This window comes from Burkholderia metallica, assembly GCF_001718555.1.
Taxonomy (GTDB): domain Bacteria; phylum Pseudomonadota; class Gammaproteobacteria; order Burkholderiales; family Burkholderiaceae; genus Burkholderia; species Burkholderia metallica.
On record NZ_CP013401.1, the window covers coordinates 3,338,700 to 3,353,463 of the forward strand.

The 14,764-nt window shown below is 69.4% G+C and carries 14 protein-coding genes; 10 read left to right on the plus strand and 4 right to left on the minus strand.

Annotated features, from left to right (window positions below):
* Nucleotides 1-64: 64 nt before the first annotated feature.
* Both WJ16_RS15080 and WJ16_RS15085 read right to left on the minus strand, forming a co-directional pair.
* Nucleotides 65-1,141, minus strand: coding sequence for a porin (locus tag WJ16_RS15080; RefSeq protein ID WP_069257736.1), 1,077 nt, complete (start codon nucleotides 1,139-1,141; stop codon nucleotides 65-67).
* Nucleotides 1,142-1,486: 345 nt separating this feature from the next.
* Nucleotides 1,487-1,963, minus strand: a complete 477-nt coding sequence (locus WJ16_RS15085) for a peptide-binding protein (RefSeq protein ID WP_069257737.1) — start codon at nucleotides 1,961-1,963, stop codon at nucleotides 1,487-1,489.
* Nucleotides 1,964-2,309: 346 nt separating this feature from the next.
* Here WJ16_RS15085 and WJ16_RS15090 point away from each other — a divergent pair, with 346 nt between their 5' ends.
* From WJ16_RS15090 to WJ16_RS15115, 6 genes are all read left to right on the plus strand, one after another.
* Nucleotides 2,310-3,341 carry a bile acid:sodium symporter family protein gene (locus WJ16_RS15090; RefSeq protein WP_069257738.1) on the plus strand — a complete coding sequence of 344 codons (1,032 nt, stop codon included), beginning with the start codon at nucleotides 2,310-2,312 and terminating at the stop codon, nucleotides 3,339-3,341.
* Between the two features lie 467 nt (nucleotides 3,342-3,808).
* A complete protein-coding gene (locus WJ16_RS15095) occupies nucleotides 3,809-5,647 on the plus strand; it encodes an EAL domain-containing protein (protein WP_069258086.1) in 1,839 nt (612 codons plus the stop codon).
* Nucleotides 5,648-6,075: 428 nt separating this feature from the next.
* On the plus strand, nucleotides 6,076-7,095 hold the full coding sequence (locus WJ16_RS15100; RefSeq protein ID WP_039355370.1) for a LacI family DNA-binding transcriptional regulator: 1,020 nt from the start codon (nucleotides 6,076-6,078) through the stop codon (nucleotides 7,093-7,095).
* Nucleotides 7,092-8,372: an AGE family epimerase/isomerase gene (locus WJ16_RS15105; protein ID WP_069257739.1), complete on the plus strand. Its 1,281-nt coding sequence runs from the start codon at nucleotides 7,092-7,094 to the stop codon at nucleotides 8,370-8,372. The genes WJ16_RS15100 and WJ16_RS15105 overlap by 4 nt, the downstream gene beginning before the upstream one ends.
* Nucleotides 8,369-9,277, plus strand: a complete 909-nt coding sequence (locus WJ16_RS15110; protein ID WP_069257740.1) for a carbohydrate kinase family protein — start codon at nucleotides 8,369-8,371, stop codon at nucleotides 9,275-9,277. The genes WJ16_RS15105 and WJ16_RS15110 overlap by 4 nt, the downstream gene beginning before the upstream one ends.
* A 99-nt stretch (nucleotides 9,278-9,376) precedes the next feature.
* The gene (locus tag WJ16_RS15115; RefSeq protein WP_069257741.1) at nucleotides 9,377-9,598 is read left to right on the plus strand and encodes a hypothetical protein; all 222 of its coding nucleotides are present in this window, start codon (nucleotides 9,377-9,379) and stop codon (nucleotides 9,596-9,598) included.
* A 40-nt stretch (nucleotides 9,599-9,638) separates the two neighbouring features.
* Here the strand turns inward: WJ16_RS15115 and WJ16_RS15120 are convergent, their stop codons facing one another.
* Both WJ16_RS15120 and WJ16_RS15125 read right to left on the minus strand, forming a co-directional pair.
* Nucleotides 9,639-9,833, minus strand: coding sequence for a DUF2905 domain-containing protein (locus WJ16_RS15120; protein ID WP_006484654.1), 195 nt, complete (start codon nucleotides 9,831-9,833; stop codon nucleotides 9,639-9,641).
* 11 nt (nucleotides 9,834-9,844) lie between these two features.
* Nucleotides 9,845-11,038: a class I SAM-dependent methyltransferase gene (locus tag WJ16_RS15125; RefSeq protein WP_069257742.1), complete on the minus strand. Its 1,194-nt coding sequence runs from the start codon at nucleotides 11,036-11,038 to the stop codon at nucleotides 9,845-9,847.
* Nucleotides 11,039-11,051: 13 nt separating this feature from the next.
* Here WJ16_RS15125 and WJ16_RS15130 point away from each other — a divergent pair, with 13 nt between their 5' ends.
* The 4 genes from WJ16_RS15130 (at nucleotide 11,052) to glmU (ending at nucleotide 14,763) form a co-directional block, all read left to right on the plus strand.
* Nucleotides 11,052-11,795: an SDR family oxidoreductase gene (locus WJ16_RS15130; RefSeq protein WP_069257743.1), complete on the plus strand. Its 744-nt coding sequence runs from the start codon at nucleotides 11,052-11,054 to the stop codon at nucleotides 11,793-11,795.
* Between the two features lie 75 nt (nucleotides 11,796-11,870).
* The gene (locus tag WJ16_RS15135; protein WP_059521150.1) at nucleotides 11,871-12,275 is read left to right on the plus strand and encodes a dihydroneopterin aldolase; all 405 of its coding nucleotides are present in this window, start codon (nucleotides 11,871-11,873) and stop codon (nucleotides 12,273-12,275) included.
* Entirely contained in the window at nucleotides 12,272-13,267 is a 996-nt protein-coding gene (gene ttcA, locus WJ16_RS15140; protein WP_069257744.1) for a tRNA 2-thiocytidine(32) synthetase TtcA, read from the plus strand. The genes WJ16_RS15135 and ttcA overlap by 4 nt, the downstream gene beginning before the upstream one ends.
* 134 nt (nucleotides 13,268-13,401) lie before the next feature.
* A complete protein-coding gene (glmU, locus tag WJ16_RS15145) occupies nucleotides 13,402-14,763 on the plus strand; it encodes a bifunctional UDP-N-acetylglucosamine diphosphorylase/glucosamine-1-phosphate N-acetyltransferase GlmU (protein WP_069257745.1) in 1,362 nt (453 codons plus the stop codon).
* Nucleotide 14,764 lies beyond the last annotated feature (1 nt).

The window sequence follows — 14,764 nt, forward strand, 5'->3', positions numbered from 1 at the left end:
CGGGAAATCATGCAGCCCGGCCGCGCTTTTCGCGCGCGGCCGGCGCGGCGCTCGCGCGTGCGCGTCAGAACTTCGCGCGGATACCGGCGCCGAACGTGTTGCCGGTCGACAGGCCGCTGATGTGATCGTTCATGTACGCAGCGTAGACGTCCGTGCGCTTGGACAGCGGATAGTCGTAGCCGACGGCCCACGTCTGGCGCGTCTGGTCGAGGCCGCCCGCATCGCGCGAGTACGCGTACGACGCCATCGCGTTGCCGACGCCGAGCGGCACCGACACACCGCCTTGCGCGGTGTTCACGTGCCAGCTGCCCGCGACCTGGTCGTTCTTCGTGTACATGTACTGGCCGAACAGCTTCACGTACTTCAGATCGTAGGTCGCGCCGACTTGCGCGATGCCCTGGCTCTTCATGCCGGCCACCAGCGCGCTCAGGTCACGCGGGCCGTTGTTGAAGTTCACGTACTGGTAGACCGCGGTCGCCGCGAACGGGCCGTTCGCGTAGTTGAACTGCGCGCTCCACTTCTTCGAGCCGTTGTCGCCGGCCTGGTTGCCGAGTGCGTACATCGCGCCGAAATTCAGGCCACCGAACGACGGCGACGTATACGACAGCGCGTTGTTCCAGCCCGAATCGCCCACCGCACCCTGATCGCTCGGGTAGGTCGGGAACGTGCCGAGGCCGAGGAACACGTGGTACACCATCGGCGAGAACGTGTACGAGTCGTAGAACGGGTTGAACAGGATCGTCGACAGGAACAGGTGCGTCGTCAGGCGCCCGGCCGTTACCGTGCCGTACGGCGAATCGATGCCGACGTACGCGTTGCGCGCGAAGAACGTGTCGCCCTGGAAGCGGCCGAACTGGCCGTTCTGTGCGCGGAAGAAGCTTTCCAGCGTGAAGATCGCCTTGTAGCCGTTGCCGAGATCCTCGGCGCCGTGCAGGCCCCAGTACGACGTCGACATCCCGCCGCCGCTCACGTTCCATGCACGGTCGCCGCCCGGGAACTTGGTGGCGCCGATCCATTCGTCGACCTGACCGTAGAGCGACACGCTCGATTGTGCATGGACGGGTGCGGCCGCGGCCACGCAGGCGGCCGCGGCGATCAGCTTGACGGACGTGCGCGACGCACGGCGAGCGAGTGCTTTCATGGGATCTCCAGGTTTTGTCGAATAGTCGATAGGTGGCGCGAGCGTTGTTGTTTGGAGCCGAGTGCTTGCGTCGTATGGGGCGCAGCCATCTTTACGGATCATTCGTCCGGTCAAAATTGCGCACGCTTATTGCGGGTATAGCGGCAGCATTAACTTCGCGGATTTGATCCATGGCCGGCTGCCCGCCGGCGGCCGCGCGTGCGCGCGGTCGCGCGGCAGGGCGGCGGCGTGGCGCACCCGAACCGGGCGCGAAAGATAGCGCAATGCGGCGGGAAAATCAGCGGAAATCTGTGCGCGACTGTGGCGAATTCGCATCAGCCGGCGGAGGGACGCGCGCGGGGGCGGTCAGTTTCGGTAGAACGGGGAGAAAAACGGCGAATGCGCAGGCTCTTCCTGCGAGCGGGGCGGCGGCATCGGACGGCCGCCGCGCTCCTCGTTGTAGCGCGCGACGTCGGCGCGGATCGAACCGGCGCGCAGCGGCACGTTGCCGCCGCCCGGCGGGCGCGGCATCTGGCGCGCGTCGGCACTGATCGGGCGATACGGGCTTTGCGCGGCGTAATGGCCGTACGACGGCGTCGGCCGCAGCCCCCAGCGGGAGCCGTAGCCGCTCACGCCGCCGGCACCGGCGGGAGGTGCGACGTGGCGCCAGACGGGCAGGCCGCCTGCCGGCTGACCGTACGCGCGTATGTCGCCGCCACCGAAGCCGTGGCCGCCGAACCCATGACCGCCATGGGGCGGCTGCGCGAGCGCGAGCGGCATCAGCAGCGCGCCGAGCACGCCTGCCACCCATCGTCCGATCTTCCGTTTCACCCGTTCCGTCATCGTTCAGTGCCTGTCCACGCCCGCCGCCGGCTCCTTTCGGCCGACCCAAGGCTTTCAGCAGTAATTTATGAGCGGGCCGAAAGCGTGTCGAGCCAAAAAGTGTTATGTCGCCGGCATCGGTGTAACACCATGTTACTGCTAGGTTTTTTCACTTCGACGCCCGCCCCGGACGGAACATTCTTCTGCCGATTTGCGCGTACCGGGGCCGATGTCGTGGCCGTTTTTTCATGCCACCGATTCATCAATCGATTCACACAATGAATTTGTGTAGTGAATCGCCAACCGGGACAATGGCGCCATCCGCGCGCGCGACGCGCGCCTCCGTCGTTTTCGAATCGAGTTCCCGATGGCCCGTCCCCGTTTTCTTCCCGACAATTTCACGCTCGCGCTCGTCGGCACCGTCGTGCTCGCGAGCTTCCTCCCCTGCCGCGGCCCGGCCGCCCACGCGTTCAACTGGGCGACCAACATCGCCGTCGGCCTGCTGTTCTTCCTGCACGGCGCGAAGCTGTCGCGCGAAGCCGTCGTCGCGGGCGCGACCCACTGGCGGCTGCACGCGGTCGTGCTGCTCAGCACGTTCGCGCTGTTCCCGCTGCTCGGCCTCGCGCTGAAACCCGTGCTGCAGCCGCTCGTCACGCCGACGCTGTATGCGGGCGTGCTGTTCCTGTGCACGCTGCCGTCGACGGTGCAGTCGTCGATCGCGTTCACGTCGATCGCGAAGGGCAACGTGCCGGCCGCCGTGTGCGCGGCCTCCGCGTCGAGCCTGCTCGGAATCTTCGTCACGCCGGCGCTCGTCGGGCTGATGATCACGTCGCAGTCGGCCGCCGCCGCGTCGCCGTGGAGCACCGTCGGCAGCATCGTGATGCAGTTGCTCGTGCCGTTCATCGCGGGCCAGTTGCTGCGGCCCGTGATCGGCGGCTGGATCGACCGCAATCGCGGCGTGCTGCGCTTCGTCGACCAGGGCTCGATCCTGCTGGTCGTCTACGTCGCGTTCAGCGAGGCCGTCAACGAGGGCCTGTGGCACCAGATCCCGCCGCGCGCGCTCGGCGGCCTGCTCGTGGTGAACCTCGTGCTGCTCGCGATCGCGCTGTTGCTGACCGCGTTCGTCAGCAAGCGGCTCGGCTTCAACCGCGCCGACCAGATCACGATCATCTTCTGCGGATCGAAGAAGAGCCTCGCGGCCGGCGTGCCGATGGCGAAGGTGATCTTCTCGGCGAACGCGGTCGGCGCGATCGTGCTGCCGCTGATGCTGTTCCACCAGATCCAGCTGATGGCGTGCGCGGCGCTCGCGCAGCGCTGGGGCGCGCGCGACATGAGCGGCGAACACGACGAGGGCGACGCGGCACGGGCGTCCGGCGCGTTGAACGCCGGCAAGCGCTGACGATCGGCGGGCGCCGGGACGGCCGCCGCGGGTGGCGCTGTCCTGGCGGTCGTGCTGTTCGCCGTTTTGCCTCCTGCCTTTCCGCAGCACCGCCTCCCGCCTCCCGCCTCCCGCTTCCCCGCTTCCCCGCTTCCCCGCTTCCCCGCCTTCCCGCCTTCCCGCCTTCCCGCCTTCCCGCCTTCCCGCCTTCCCGCCTTCCCGCCTTCCCGCCTTCCCGCCTTCCCGCTTTCCCGCCTTCCCGCTTTCCCGCCTTCCCGCTTTCCCGCTTTCCCGCTTTCCCGCTTTCCCGCCGTTCCGCCTCCTACCTTCGCGCTTTCCCTTCCCGCCGCACCGCTCTTCCGGCTGAGCCACCACGCATATCCGCCGCGATGCACCAGCAGCGCCCGTCGCGTCACGAAATCTTCATTCAATTCTCCGCCGGCGGTGCCGTTATGTCGGTCGTCCCGTCGATTCGGCCGCCCTCGCCCATGCCCCCGCCTCCCTCCGACTCCGCTGCCGCCAGCACCTCGCGCCTGATCGCGGATCGCGCGCTCGCCGCCGTCTTCCAGCCGATCGTCGATCTCGGGTCGGGGACCGTCGTCGGCTACGAAGGCCTGATACGCGGCCCGCGCGGCACCGACCTCGAACTGCCCGCCGCGCTGTTCGCGCAGGCCGCCCGCGAAGGCGAGACCATCGCGCTCGAACAGGCCGCCGCACGCACCTGCCTCGACGCGTTCGCGGCGCTCGGCTGCGACGGCAAGCTGTTCCTCAATTTCAGCGCGGGCACGATCCTGCAGCTCGCGCGCGAACGCGAGCGAGCGCGCCTGCTGCTGGGCCGCGCGCGGGTCGGCGCCGAGCGCATCGTGATCGAGCTGACCGAGCAGAACGCGTCGACGGACATCGCCCACATCGGGCCGGCGGTCGCGTCGCTGCGCGACGCCGGCATCCAGTTCGCGCTCGACGACTACGGCACCGCGAACGCGAGCATGAACCTGTGGCTGCGCCTGCACCCGGACGTCGTGAAGATCGACCGCTTCTTCATCCACGACATCGCCCGCGACCCGCTGAAGTTCGAAGCCGTGAAGGCGATGCAGCACTTTGCGCAGGCGAGCGGCGCGCAACTGATCGCCGAAGGTATCGAGAACGAGTGCGACCTGATCGTCGTGCGCGACATGGGCATCTGCTGCGTGCAGGGCTTCCTGCTCGGCCGGCCGAACGCGCAACCGTCGCCAGTCGTCGCGCCGGCCGCGCGCGACGCGATCCGCGCGCCGCACATCGCGGTGTTTCCGGGCGCGACGCGCACCGTGCGGCCGGCCGGCACGATCGCCGCGAAGATGCTCGTGCCCGCGCCGGCGCTGCCGCGCGACGCGACCAGCAACGACGTGCTCGACCTGTTCAACCGGATGCCCGACCTCCACGCGGTCGCGCTCGTCGAACGCGGGCGGCCCGTCGCGCTCGTGAATCGCCGCGGCTTCATCGACCGCTTCGCGCTGCCGTACCACCGCGAGGTATTCGGGAAGAAGCCGTGCCTGCAGTTCGCGAACGACGCGCCGCTGATGATCGACAACGCGACGACGTTCGAGCAGCTCGCGATGCTGCTCGCGAGCCACGACCAGCGCTATCTCGCGGACGGCTTCGTGATCACCGAACACGGCCGCTACGTCGGGCTCGGCACCGGCGAGAGCCTCGTGCGCGCGGTGACCGAGATGCGCATCGAGGCCGCACGCTACGCGAATCCGCTGACGTTCCTTCCCGGCAACATCCCGATCAGCGCGCACATCGACCGCCTGCTCCAGCGCGACGCCGGCTTTCATGCGTGCTACGTCGACCTGAACCAGTTCAAGCCGTTCAACGACCAGTACGGCTACTGGCAGGGCGACGAGGTGCTGAAGTTCGCCGCGACGGTGCTGGCCGGCGTGTGCGATCCGCAGCGCGACTTTCTCGGGCACGTCGGCGGCGACGATTTCCTCGTGCTGTTCCAGCGCGCCGACTGGCGCGAACGCGCCGCCGACGCGATCGCGCGCTTCAACGACGGTGCGCGGCTCTTCTACACGCAGGCCGACCGGCAGGCAGGCGGGCTGCGCGGCGAGGACCGCCACGGCAACCCGGCGTTCTTCGGCTTCGTGACGATGGCGATCGGCGTGGTCGGCGTGCCGGCCGGCGCGCACGGCGCCAAGCGCTACGGCAGCGACGAAATCGCATCGGTTGCCGCGCTCGCGAAGCGGCGCGCGAAGCAGCAGCCGGACGGGCTCGCGGTCGTCGATCTCGATGCGGGCCGCGCCGCGTTGCGCGATCGCGGCGAACCGCCGGCCGTCGCGATACGCTGAACGGTGGGCAGTGGGCGGTGGGCGGACATGGCGGCGCTCCTTGTAGCGGCGGTGCGCCTTCGCACGTCACGGGGCCGGGCCGTTCATTGTGCCCCGGGCTTCTCGGCTTCTCGGCTTCTCGGGCACGCGCCCTCTCGCGCTCCCGGACTCCCGGTTTCCCTGCTTCCCCGCGCCCCGCGCAAACCATCGGACATGCTGCGCAATCGCGCTGCCCCCGCCCGCTTACCGCCCACCTTCACCTTCGCCACACATCCTCAACCCAACCTTGCCTTTTTCGCGTTTTGTTTAGTATTTTTAGTAACGGCGTTTTCGCAGATTAGCGCTTAAAAACCCCGAATTTGCGGGTATTCCCCGCCTATCCGGCCCGAATTCCGCGATGTGTTTTACTATACAATCACTTTCACCCTAAACAAACCGGATCCCGAACGATGGGTACCACCATTCGCGATGTGGCGCGGGCGGCAGAGGTCTCGATCGGCACCGTCTCCCGCGCGCTGAAAAACCAGCCGGGCCTGTCCGAAGCCACGCGTGCGCGCATCGTCGAGATCGCGCAGCGGCTCGGCTACGATCCCGCGCAACTGCGGCCGCGCATCCGCCGGCTCACCTTCCTGCTGCACCGCCAGCACAACCGCTTTCCGGCCAGCCCGTTCTTCTCGCACGTGCTGCACGGCGTCGAGGACGCGTGCCGCGAGCGCGGTATCGTGCCGACGCTGCTCACGGTCGGGCCGAACGACGACGTGCTGCGCCAGATGCGCCCGCACGCGCCCGACGCGATCGCGGTGGCCGGCTTCATCGAGCCGGAAACGATCGAGGCGCTCGCCGCGACCGGCCGGCCGCTCGTGCTGATCGACCTGTGGGCGCCCGGGCTGCGCTCGGTCAACATCGACAACGCGACGGGCGCGGCGCTCGCGATGCGCCATCTGCTCGCCACCGGCCGCACGCGGATCGCGTTCATCGGCGGCTCGCCCGCGCACTACAGCATCGCGCAGCGCGCGATCGGCTACCGGCGCGCGTTCTTCGAGGCCGGGCGGCTGTTCGATCCCGCCTACGAAGTAACGATCGACGCGGGGCTCGACCCCGACACGGGCGCCGCGCGTGCGATGGAGCAGCTGCTCGACGCGCCGGGCCCGCGCCCGGAAGCCGTGTTCGCATACAACGACGCGGCCGCGCTCGCCGCGCAGCGCGTGTGCACCGCGCGCGGGCTGCGCATTCCCGACGACATCGCGATCGTCGGCTTCGACAACATCCCGGCCGCCGCGCACGCGAGCCCGCCGCTCACGACGCTCGCGGTCGACAAGGAGGCGCTCGGCCGCCGCGGCGTCGAGCTGCTGCTCGCGGAAGCGCCCGAGCGCACCGAGATTTCCCTGCCCGTCGAGCTGATCGTGCGGGCCAGCAGCCAGCCCGCCGGCTCCCCGGCACTCGATACCGCAACGGTCACCGAATCATGAACATGCCCCCGGTCCAACCCTGCACGGCCGCGCCGGCCGCCCACACGCAAGCCGCGCCGTTCGTCGCGAGCTTCCGCGATCCGTCGTTCCTGCTGTCGCACATCGAGGACACGCTGCGCTTCTACGCAACGAATGCGTTCGACCCGACGGGCGGCTTCCATCACTACTTCCGCGACGACGGCAGCATCTACAACCGCACGTCGCGCCACCTGGTCAGCAGCTGTAGGTTCGTCTTCAACTACGCGATGGCGTACCGGCATTTCGGCGACCCGCGTCACCTAGACTACGCACGCCACGGGCTGCGCTTCCTGCGCGACGCGCACTGGGACGATGAACTGCAAGGCTACGACTGGGAACTCGACTGGCGCGACGGTGCGAAGCACGCGACGCTCGACGGCTCGCGCCACTGCTACGGGCTCGCGTTCGTGCTGCTCGCGGCCGCGCACGCGACGATGGCCGGCATCGACGAGGCGCGCCCGCTGATCGCCGCCACCTACGAACTCGCCGAGCACCGCTTCTGGGATGCTGCTGCGGGCCTCTATGCGGACGACGCGACGCCGAACTGGAACGTGTCGTCGTACCGCGGCCAGAACGCCAACATGCACATGACGGAGGCGCTGCTCGCGGCGTACGAGGCGACCGGCCACCTCACCTACCTCGATCGCGCGGAAAAGCTCGCGACCCACGTCACGCAGCGCCAGGCCGCGCTGTCGGGCGGGCTCGTGTGGGAGCACTACCACGCGGACTGGTCGGTCGACTGGGACTACAACAAGGAAGACAGCTCGAACATCTTCCGCCCGTGGGGCTTCCAGCCCGGCCACCAGACCGAATGGGCGAAGCTGCTGCTGATCCTCGAACGGCATCGCCCGCTCGACTGGCTCGTGCCGCGCGCGGCCGAGCTGTTCGACGCCGCGCTCGCGCACGCGTGGGACGCCGATCACGGCGGGCTGTACTACGGCTTCGGCCCCGATTTCACGATCTGCGACCACAACAAGTATTTCTGGGTGCAGGCGGAAACCTTCGCGGCCGCCGCGATGCTCGGCGCGCGCACCGGCAGCGAGCGGTTCTGGGACTGGTACGACGAAATCTGGCGCTACAGCTGGGCGCACTTCGTCGATCACCGCTACGGCGCGTGGTACCGCATCCTTACCTGCGACAACCGCAAGTACAGCGACGAGAAGAGCCCGGCCGGCAAGACCGACTACCACACGATGGGCGCGTGCTACGACGTGCTGTCGACCCTCGCGCGTATGCAGCGCAGCGAGCCGACGCAATGAGCGGCGGCACGTTTCCGGCTTTCGTGTCGGCGGGCGACATCCTGACCGACATGGTGCGCGCGGGCGATGCGCAGTGGACGTCGGTGCCGGGCGGCGCCGGCTGGAACGTCGCGCGCGCGGTCGCGCGGCTCGGCGTGCCGAGCGCGCTCGCGGGCTCGATCGGCGAGGACTGCTTCTCCGACGTGCTGTGGCGCACGAGCGAAGCGGCCGGGCTCGACCTGCGCTTCCTGCAGCGCGTCGCACGGCCGCCGCTGCTCGCGATCGTCCACGAGACGCGCCCGCCCGCGTATTTCTTCATCGGCGAAGCGAGCGCCGATCTCGCGTTCGATCCCGCGCGGCTGCCGGCCGGCTGGACCGGCCACGTGAAATGGGCGCATTTCGGCTGCATCAGCCTCGTGCGCGAACCGCTCGCCGGCACGCTGGCCGCGCTCGCGGCCGAGCTGCACGCGCGCGGCGTGAAGATCAGCTTCGACCCGAACGTGCGCAACCTGATGACGGCCGCGTACCGGCCGACACTGGAGAAAATGGCCGCGCTGGCCGATCTGATCAAGGTGTCCGACGAGGACCTTCGGCACCTGTTCGGCGGCGACGGCCCCGACGCGATCGACGCGGTCCGTGCGCTGAACCCGCGCGCGGCGGTGCTCGTCACGCGCGGCGCGCAGGCTGCGACGCTCTACGCGGACGGCGACGTGCATGAAGCCCGCCCGCCGCGCGTCGAGGTGGCCGACACTGTCGGCGCGGGCGATGCGTCGATCGGCGGCCTGCTGTTCAGCCTGATGGCCGCGCCGCAGCGGTCGTGGCGCGAGCATCTCGTGTTCGCGCTCGCGGCGGGCGCCGCGGCGTGCCGGCATACGGGCGCGCACGCGCCGACGCTCGACGAGGTCGTCGCGCTGATCGAACGATGACGGAAAGGCGGTGACCGGCCCCGTTCGGTCACCGATTCGCCGCGCTGTACATGCTGCGCCGCAGTGCTACGATGAAGTGTCCTTTTGCAGGAGAGCACGATGGACACCAACACGTTCACGAAGGGTATCTACACGGCCAAGGCGCATACCCAGCAAGCGGGCAACGGGCAGTTCCAGGGTTACGTGATCCTCTCGCGGGACGACGGCGACGACACCGAGAACACGCGCTACGACGTCCACTCGACGAGCCCCAGCGAGGAAGAAGCGTTCGACGAGGCGAAGGCGCTCGCCCACCGGATTCTCGGCGAAATCGAGCTGTAGCGCGCGCCGCACCGGATGCGCGCCGGCGCGTCGGCGCGGCTCAGAGCAGCCGCGCCACCATCGACACCAGCATCGTCAGCACCAGCGTCGACATGAACGGGAACGGGTAGCGCCGCCCGCCGAGCGTCAGCGTGACGTCGCCCGGCATCCGCCCGATGCCGAGCTTGCCGAGCCACGGCCAGCAGCGCGTCAGGATCATCACCGCGACGAACGACGCCATCAGCCAGCGCAGCATGCCGGCTCCCGTCAGAGCGCGTGCGAGCGGTCGCCGCGCGCGAACGCGTCGAGCGTGCCGTCGATGCCGCGCGAGAACGCGATCACCTTGAACAACTCGCCCATCTCGGCTTCCGAGATCAGCTTCTGCACCGCGTTCGCGGCCGGCAGGAACGCGTGGAGGTCCGACGGATCGATCGCGGCCAGCGCGTCGGTGATGCCCGCGTTCAACAGGAAGCGCGCCTGCGACGTGTAGCCGAGCAGGTCGGCGCCGGTCGCGACGGCCGTTTCGTAGATGCCGGTGAATTCGACGTGCGCGGTGATGTCCTGCAGCCCCGGGTACAGGAACGGATCGTCGTGCGCGTGGTGGCGGTAGTGGCACATCAGCGTGCCGCGGTCGCGCTGCGGGTGGTAGTACTCGTGCGCGGGAAAGCCGTAGTCGACCAGCAGCACCGCACCGCGCCCGAGCATCGTGCACACGGTGCGGGTGAACGCAAGCGCGGCCTCGTGCGTTTCGGTCACGTAGCCGTCGTGCACATCGTCGAGCCCCGCGAGCACCGGCGGCAGACTGGCCGGCGCGGCCGGACGGTCGTCGAACACGAACGCGTGGCGCGCGTCGAGCGCGACGCCGCGCTCGTGCCACGCGCCGCCCGCCTTCGCGAACAGCCGCACCGGCATCGCGTCGAGCACCTCGTTGCCGACCACGACGCCGTCGAACCGCTCGGGCAGCGCGTCGAGCCAGCGCACCTTCGCGGCGAGCGCCGGGGCGGCGGCCGCGATCGTGTCGCGCTGCCGTTCGCGCAGCTCGCCGGACAAGTCGACGATCAGGTACGCGTCGAGTTCGACGCCGAGCGCGTCGAGCGCCGCGAGCAGCCCGGCCGCGAGCTTGCCCGTGCCGGCGCCGAATTCCATCACGCAACGCGTGCCGCTCGCCGCGAGCGCTTGCGCGACGGGTTGCGCCAAAGTTTGCGCGAACAGCGGCGACAACTCCGGTGCGGTGACGAAGTCGCTGCCGTCGTCGGCGCGGCGCCCGAACTTGCGCGCGCCGCCGCTGTAATAGCCGAGGCCGGGCGCATACAGCGCACGCTCCATGAAGCGATCGAACGGCAGCCAGCCGCCGGCCGCCGCGATCTCGTCGCGCAGTTGCGCGGCGAGGGTTTCGGACTGCGCGAGCGCGTCGGGGCCGGGAGCAGGTAAACTAGCGGGTTCGTGAGCTTTCGGGTTCATCCCGGCATTGTAAATGACCGTTTCAGCCGATACGTCGCCCCAACGCGTGGTGCTCGTCACGGGCGCCCTGGGCAGCGCGGCCGACGCCGCGTCGATCGGCCGCGCGCTCGCGACGGGTTTCGCCCGGCGCGGCTGGGACGTCGCGCTGCAGCGCAGCCCCGGCGCGCCGCACGCGGCCGCCGATGCGCTCGTCGCCGAAGTCGCGGCGCTCGGCCGCCGCGCGGTCGTGCTCGACGCCGATCTGGCCCTGGAAGCCGACGCCGCCGCGCTCGTCGCCGCGTGCGGCACGGCGCTCGGCCGGCCCGCGTGCGCGGTGTTCGTGAGCGCCAGCGCGGGCGCCGACGATGCCCACACGGTGGACGGCGCGGCGCTCGCCGGCGCACTCGCGCGCAACGTGACGGCGCCGCTCGCGCTGGCCCGCGCGCTCGCCGATGCGACGCCCGACGCCGCGCGCGAGCACGAAGCGCTGCGCGCCTGTGCGATCCACGTGCTCGACCAGGCGCTGTTTCACCCAGCGCCGGCGCAGTTGTCGCACGCGCTGATGCAGGCCGCGCTGAACCGCGCGACGTCGGCGCTGGCGCTCGCGCTCGCGCCGAAGGTGCGGGTGGCGGCGCTGGTGCGCGGCCACGCGCCGCACGCGGACGACATCGCGGCGGCCGCCTGCTATCTCGCGAGCGCGCCCGGCGTCACGGGCGCGACGCTGACCGTCGACGGCGGCGAGCACCTCGTGCCGCCCGCCGCCGGCCCGAATGAATGAACTGCGCGGCTCGCGCGGCCTGACGCCGCCGCCCGCCGCTTTGCGTGTGCGCACGCCAATTTGACTGGGACGACCATGTTTTCCGCTCTCCTGCACCCCCGCCTCGCGGATTGCCGCAGGCTCTACCTGCGCGACTACGAAGTGCACATCAACATCGGTGCGTTCGAACACGAGAAGCGCGGCGAGCAGCGCGTCGTCATCAACGTCGACCTGTTCGTGCCGCTCGCGCTGTCCACGCCCGTCGACGACCGGCTGCACGAAGTCGTCGACTACGACCTGATGAAGCAGAGCGTCGCGCAATGCGTGGCGCGCGGCCACATCCACCTGCAGGAAACGCTGTGCGACGCGATCGCCGCGCACCTGCTGGCGCACGACGCCGTGCGCGCGGTACGCGTCTGTACCGAGAAACCGGACGCTTATCCGGACTGCGACGCCGTCGGCGTCGAAGTCTTTCGCATCAAGGACGAGGAGCGCGCATGAACGCCCCCCACATGAACGACACGGCGGCCGCTGCCGCCACCCCGGACACCCCCGCCGCCCCGGCCGGCCGCCCGGCGCTCACGCGCCGCGAGCAGAAGGACGCGTACGAGAACAACAAGCTGTTCAAGCGCATCGTGCGCCAGGTCGGCCAGGCGATCGGCGACTTCAACATGATCGAGCAGGGCGACAAGGTGATGGTGTGCCTGTCCGGCGGCAAGGACAGCTATGCGATGCTCGACGTGCTGCTGCGCCTGCGCGAGCGCGCGCCGATCGATTTCGACATCGTCGCGGTGAACCTCGACCAGAAGCAGCCGGGCTTCCCCGAGCACGTGCTGCCGGAATATCTGAAGCAGGTCGGCGTGCCGTTCCACATCGAGAACCAGGACACCTACAGCATCGTCAAGCGGCTCGTGCCCGAGGGCAAGACCACCTGCTCGCTGTGCTCGCGGCTGCGCCGCGGGATCCTGTACCGCGTGGCCGGCGAGCTCGGCGCGACCAAGATCGCGCTCGGCCATCACCGCGACGACATCGTGCAGACGCTGCTGCTCAACATGTTCTACGGCGGCAAGCTGAAGGGGATGCCGCCGAAGCTGCAGTCGGACGACGGCAAGAACATCGTGATCCGGCCGCTCGCGTACGTGAAGGAGACCGATCTCGAGAAATACGCGGAGCTGCGCGAATTTCCGATCATCCCGTGCAACCTGTGCGGCAGCCAGCCGAACCTGAAGCGCGCCGAAATGAAGGCGCTGATCCGCGAATGGGACAAGCGCTTCCCGGGCCGCGTCGACAACATGTTCAACGCGCTCGCGAAAGTCGTGCCGTCGCACCTGATGGACACGACGCTGTACCCGTTCCAGTCGCTGCGCGCGAGCGGCGTTGCCGACCCGCAGGGCGACATCGCATTCGACGAGGAACCATGCGCGTCGGGCGACGACACCGCGGCGCCGGGCGGCGCGAAACCGATCTCGATCGTCCAGTTCGACGACCTGTAAGCAGGGCCGGAACGCTTGCCGGATCGGGGCCGCAAGCCCCCTTTCCGGCACTGTCGCCCCGCCGCGACAGGCCCGGAACGCCGGGGGCCGCATGCTAAAATGACCGGCTTCGAACTCCTCTTACAGCTGGCGCCATGAATATCGTGATTTTGGCGGCAGGCACCGGCAAGCGCATGCGTTCCGCGCTGCCGAAAGTGCTTCATCCCCTGGCCGGCAGGCCGCTCCTCTCCCACGTCATCGACACCGCGCGCACGCTGCAGCCGTCCCGGCTCGTCGTCGTCGTGGGTCACGGCGCCGAGCAGGTCCAGGCCGCCGTCGCCGCGCCCGACGTCCAGTTCGCGGTGCAGGCCGAGCAGCTCGGCACCGGCCATGCGGTGCGCCAGGCGCTGCCGCTCCTCGATCCCGCGCAACCGACGCTCGTGCTGTACGGCGACGTGCCGCTCACGCGCGCGTCCACGCTGCAGCGCCTCGTCGATGCGGCGCGCGACGGCCGCTACGGGATTCTGACCGTCACGCTCGACGATCCGACCGGTTACGGCCGCATCGTGCGCGACGCGGCCGGCTTCGTCACGCGCATCGTCGAACAGAAGGACGCGTCGCCCGAACAGCTGAAGATCGCCGAAATCAACACCGGCATCATCGTCACGCCCACCGCCCAGTTGTCGATGTGGCTCGGCGCGCTGAAGAACGAGAACGCGCAGGGCGAGTACTACCTGACCGACGTCGTCGAACTCGCGATCGAGGCCGGTTTCGAGGTCGTCACCGCGCAGCCCGACGACGAATGGGAAACGCTCGGCGTGAACAGCAAGGCGCAGCTCGCCGAGCTCGAACGCATCCACCAGCGCACGATCGCCGACGCGCTGCTCGTCGACGGCGTCACGCTCGCCGACCCGGCGCGCGTCGACGTGCGCGGCACGCTGCGCTGCGGCCGCGACGTATCGATCGACGTGAACTGCGTGTTCGAGGGCAACGTGACGCTCGCGGACAACGTGACGATCGGCGCGAACTGCGTGATCCGCAACGCGTCGATCGGCGCGGGCACGCGCATCGACGCGTTCTCGCACATCGACGGCGCGGAGCTCGGCGCGCACACCGTGATCGGCCCGTACGCGCGGTTGCGCCCCGGCGCGCGGCTCGCGGACGAAGCGCACGTCGGCAACTTCGTCGAGGTGAAGAACGCGGTGATCGGCCACGGCTCGAAGGCGAACCACCTCACGTACATCGGCGACGCCGACATCGGCGCGCGCGTGAACATCGGCGCGGGCACGATCACCTGCAACTACGACGGTGCGAACAAGTTCCGCACCGTGATCGAGGACGACGTGTTCGTCGGCTCCGACACGCAGCTCGTCGCGCCGGTGCGCGTGGGCCGCGGCGTGACGATCGCCGCCGGCACGACGATCTGGAAGGACGTGGCCGACGGCCTGCTCGCGTTGAACGAGAAGACCCAGACCGCGAAGAGCGGCTACGTCCGACCGGTCAAGAAGAAAAGCTGAA

Coding starts and splice junctions, on each gene's coding strand:
- WJ16_RS15080 (WP_069257736.1), bottom strand. CDS start 1,141: ATGAAAGCACTCGCTCGCCGTGCGTCGCGCACGTCCGTCAAGCTGATC.
- WJ16_RS15085 (WP_069257737.1), bottom strand. CDS start 1,963: ATGACGGAACGGGTGAAACGGAAGATCGGACGATGGGTGGCAGGCGTG.
- WJ16_RS15090 (WP_069257738.1), top strand. CDS start 2,310: ATGGCCCGTCCCCGTTTTCTTCCCGACAATTTCACGCTCGCGCTCGTC.
- WJ16_RS15095 (WP_069258086.1), top strand. CDS start 3,809: ATGCCCCCGCCTCCCTCCGACTCCGCTGCCGCCAGCACCTCGCGCCTG.
- WJ16_RS15100 (WP_039355370.1), top strand. CDS start 6,076: ATGGGTACCACCATTCGCGATGTGGCGCGGGCGGCAGAGGTCTCGATC.
- WJ16_RS15105 (WP_069257739.1), top strand. CDS start 7,092: ATGAACATGCCCCCGGTCCAACCCTGCACGGCCGCGCCGGCCGCCCAC.
- WJ16_RS15110 (WP_069257740.1), top strand. CDS start 8,369: ATGAGCGGCGGCACGTTTCCGGCTTTCGTGTCGGCGGGCGACATCCTG.
- WJ16_RS15115 (WP_069257741.1), top strand. CDS start 9,377: ATGGACACCAACACGTTCACGAAGGGTATCTACACGGCCAAGGCGCAT.
- WJ16_RS15120 (WP_006484654.1), bottom strand. CDS start 9,833: ATGCTGCGCTGGCTGATGGCGTCGTTCGTCGCGGTGATGATCCTGACG.
- WJ16_RS15125 (WP_069257742.1), bottom strand. CDS start 11,038: ATGAACCCGAAAGCTCACGAACCCGCTAGTTTACCTGCTCCCGGCCCC.
- WJ16_RS15130 (WP_069257743.1), top strand. CDS start 11,052: ATGACCGTTTCAGCCGATACGTCGCCCCAACGCGTGGTGCTCGTCACG.
- WJ16_RS15135 (WP_059521150.1), top strand. CDS start 11,871: ATGTTTTCCGCTCTCCTGCACCCCCGCCTCGCGGATTGCCGCAGGCTC.
- ttcA (WP_069257744.1), top strand. CDS start 12,272: ATGAACGCCCCCCACATGAACGACACGGCGGCCGCTGCCGCCACCCCG.
- glmU (WP_069257745.1), top strand. CDS start 13,402: ATGAATATCGTGATTTTGGCGGCAGGCACCGGCAAGCGCATGCGTTCC.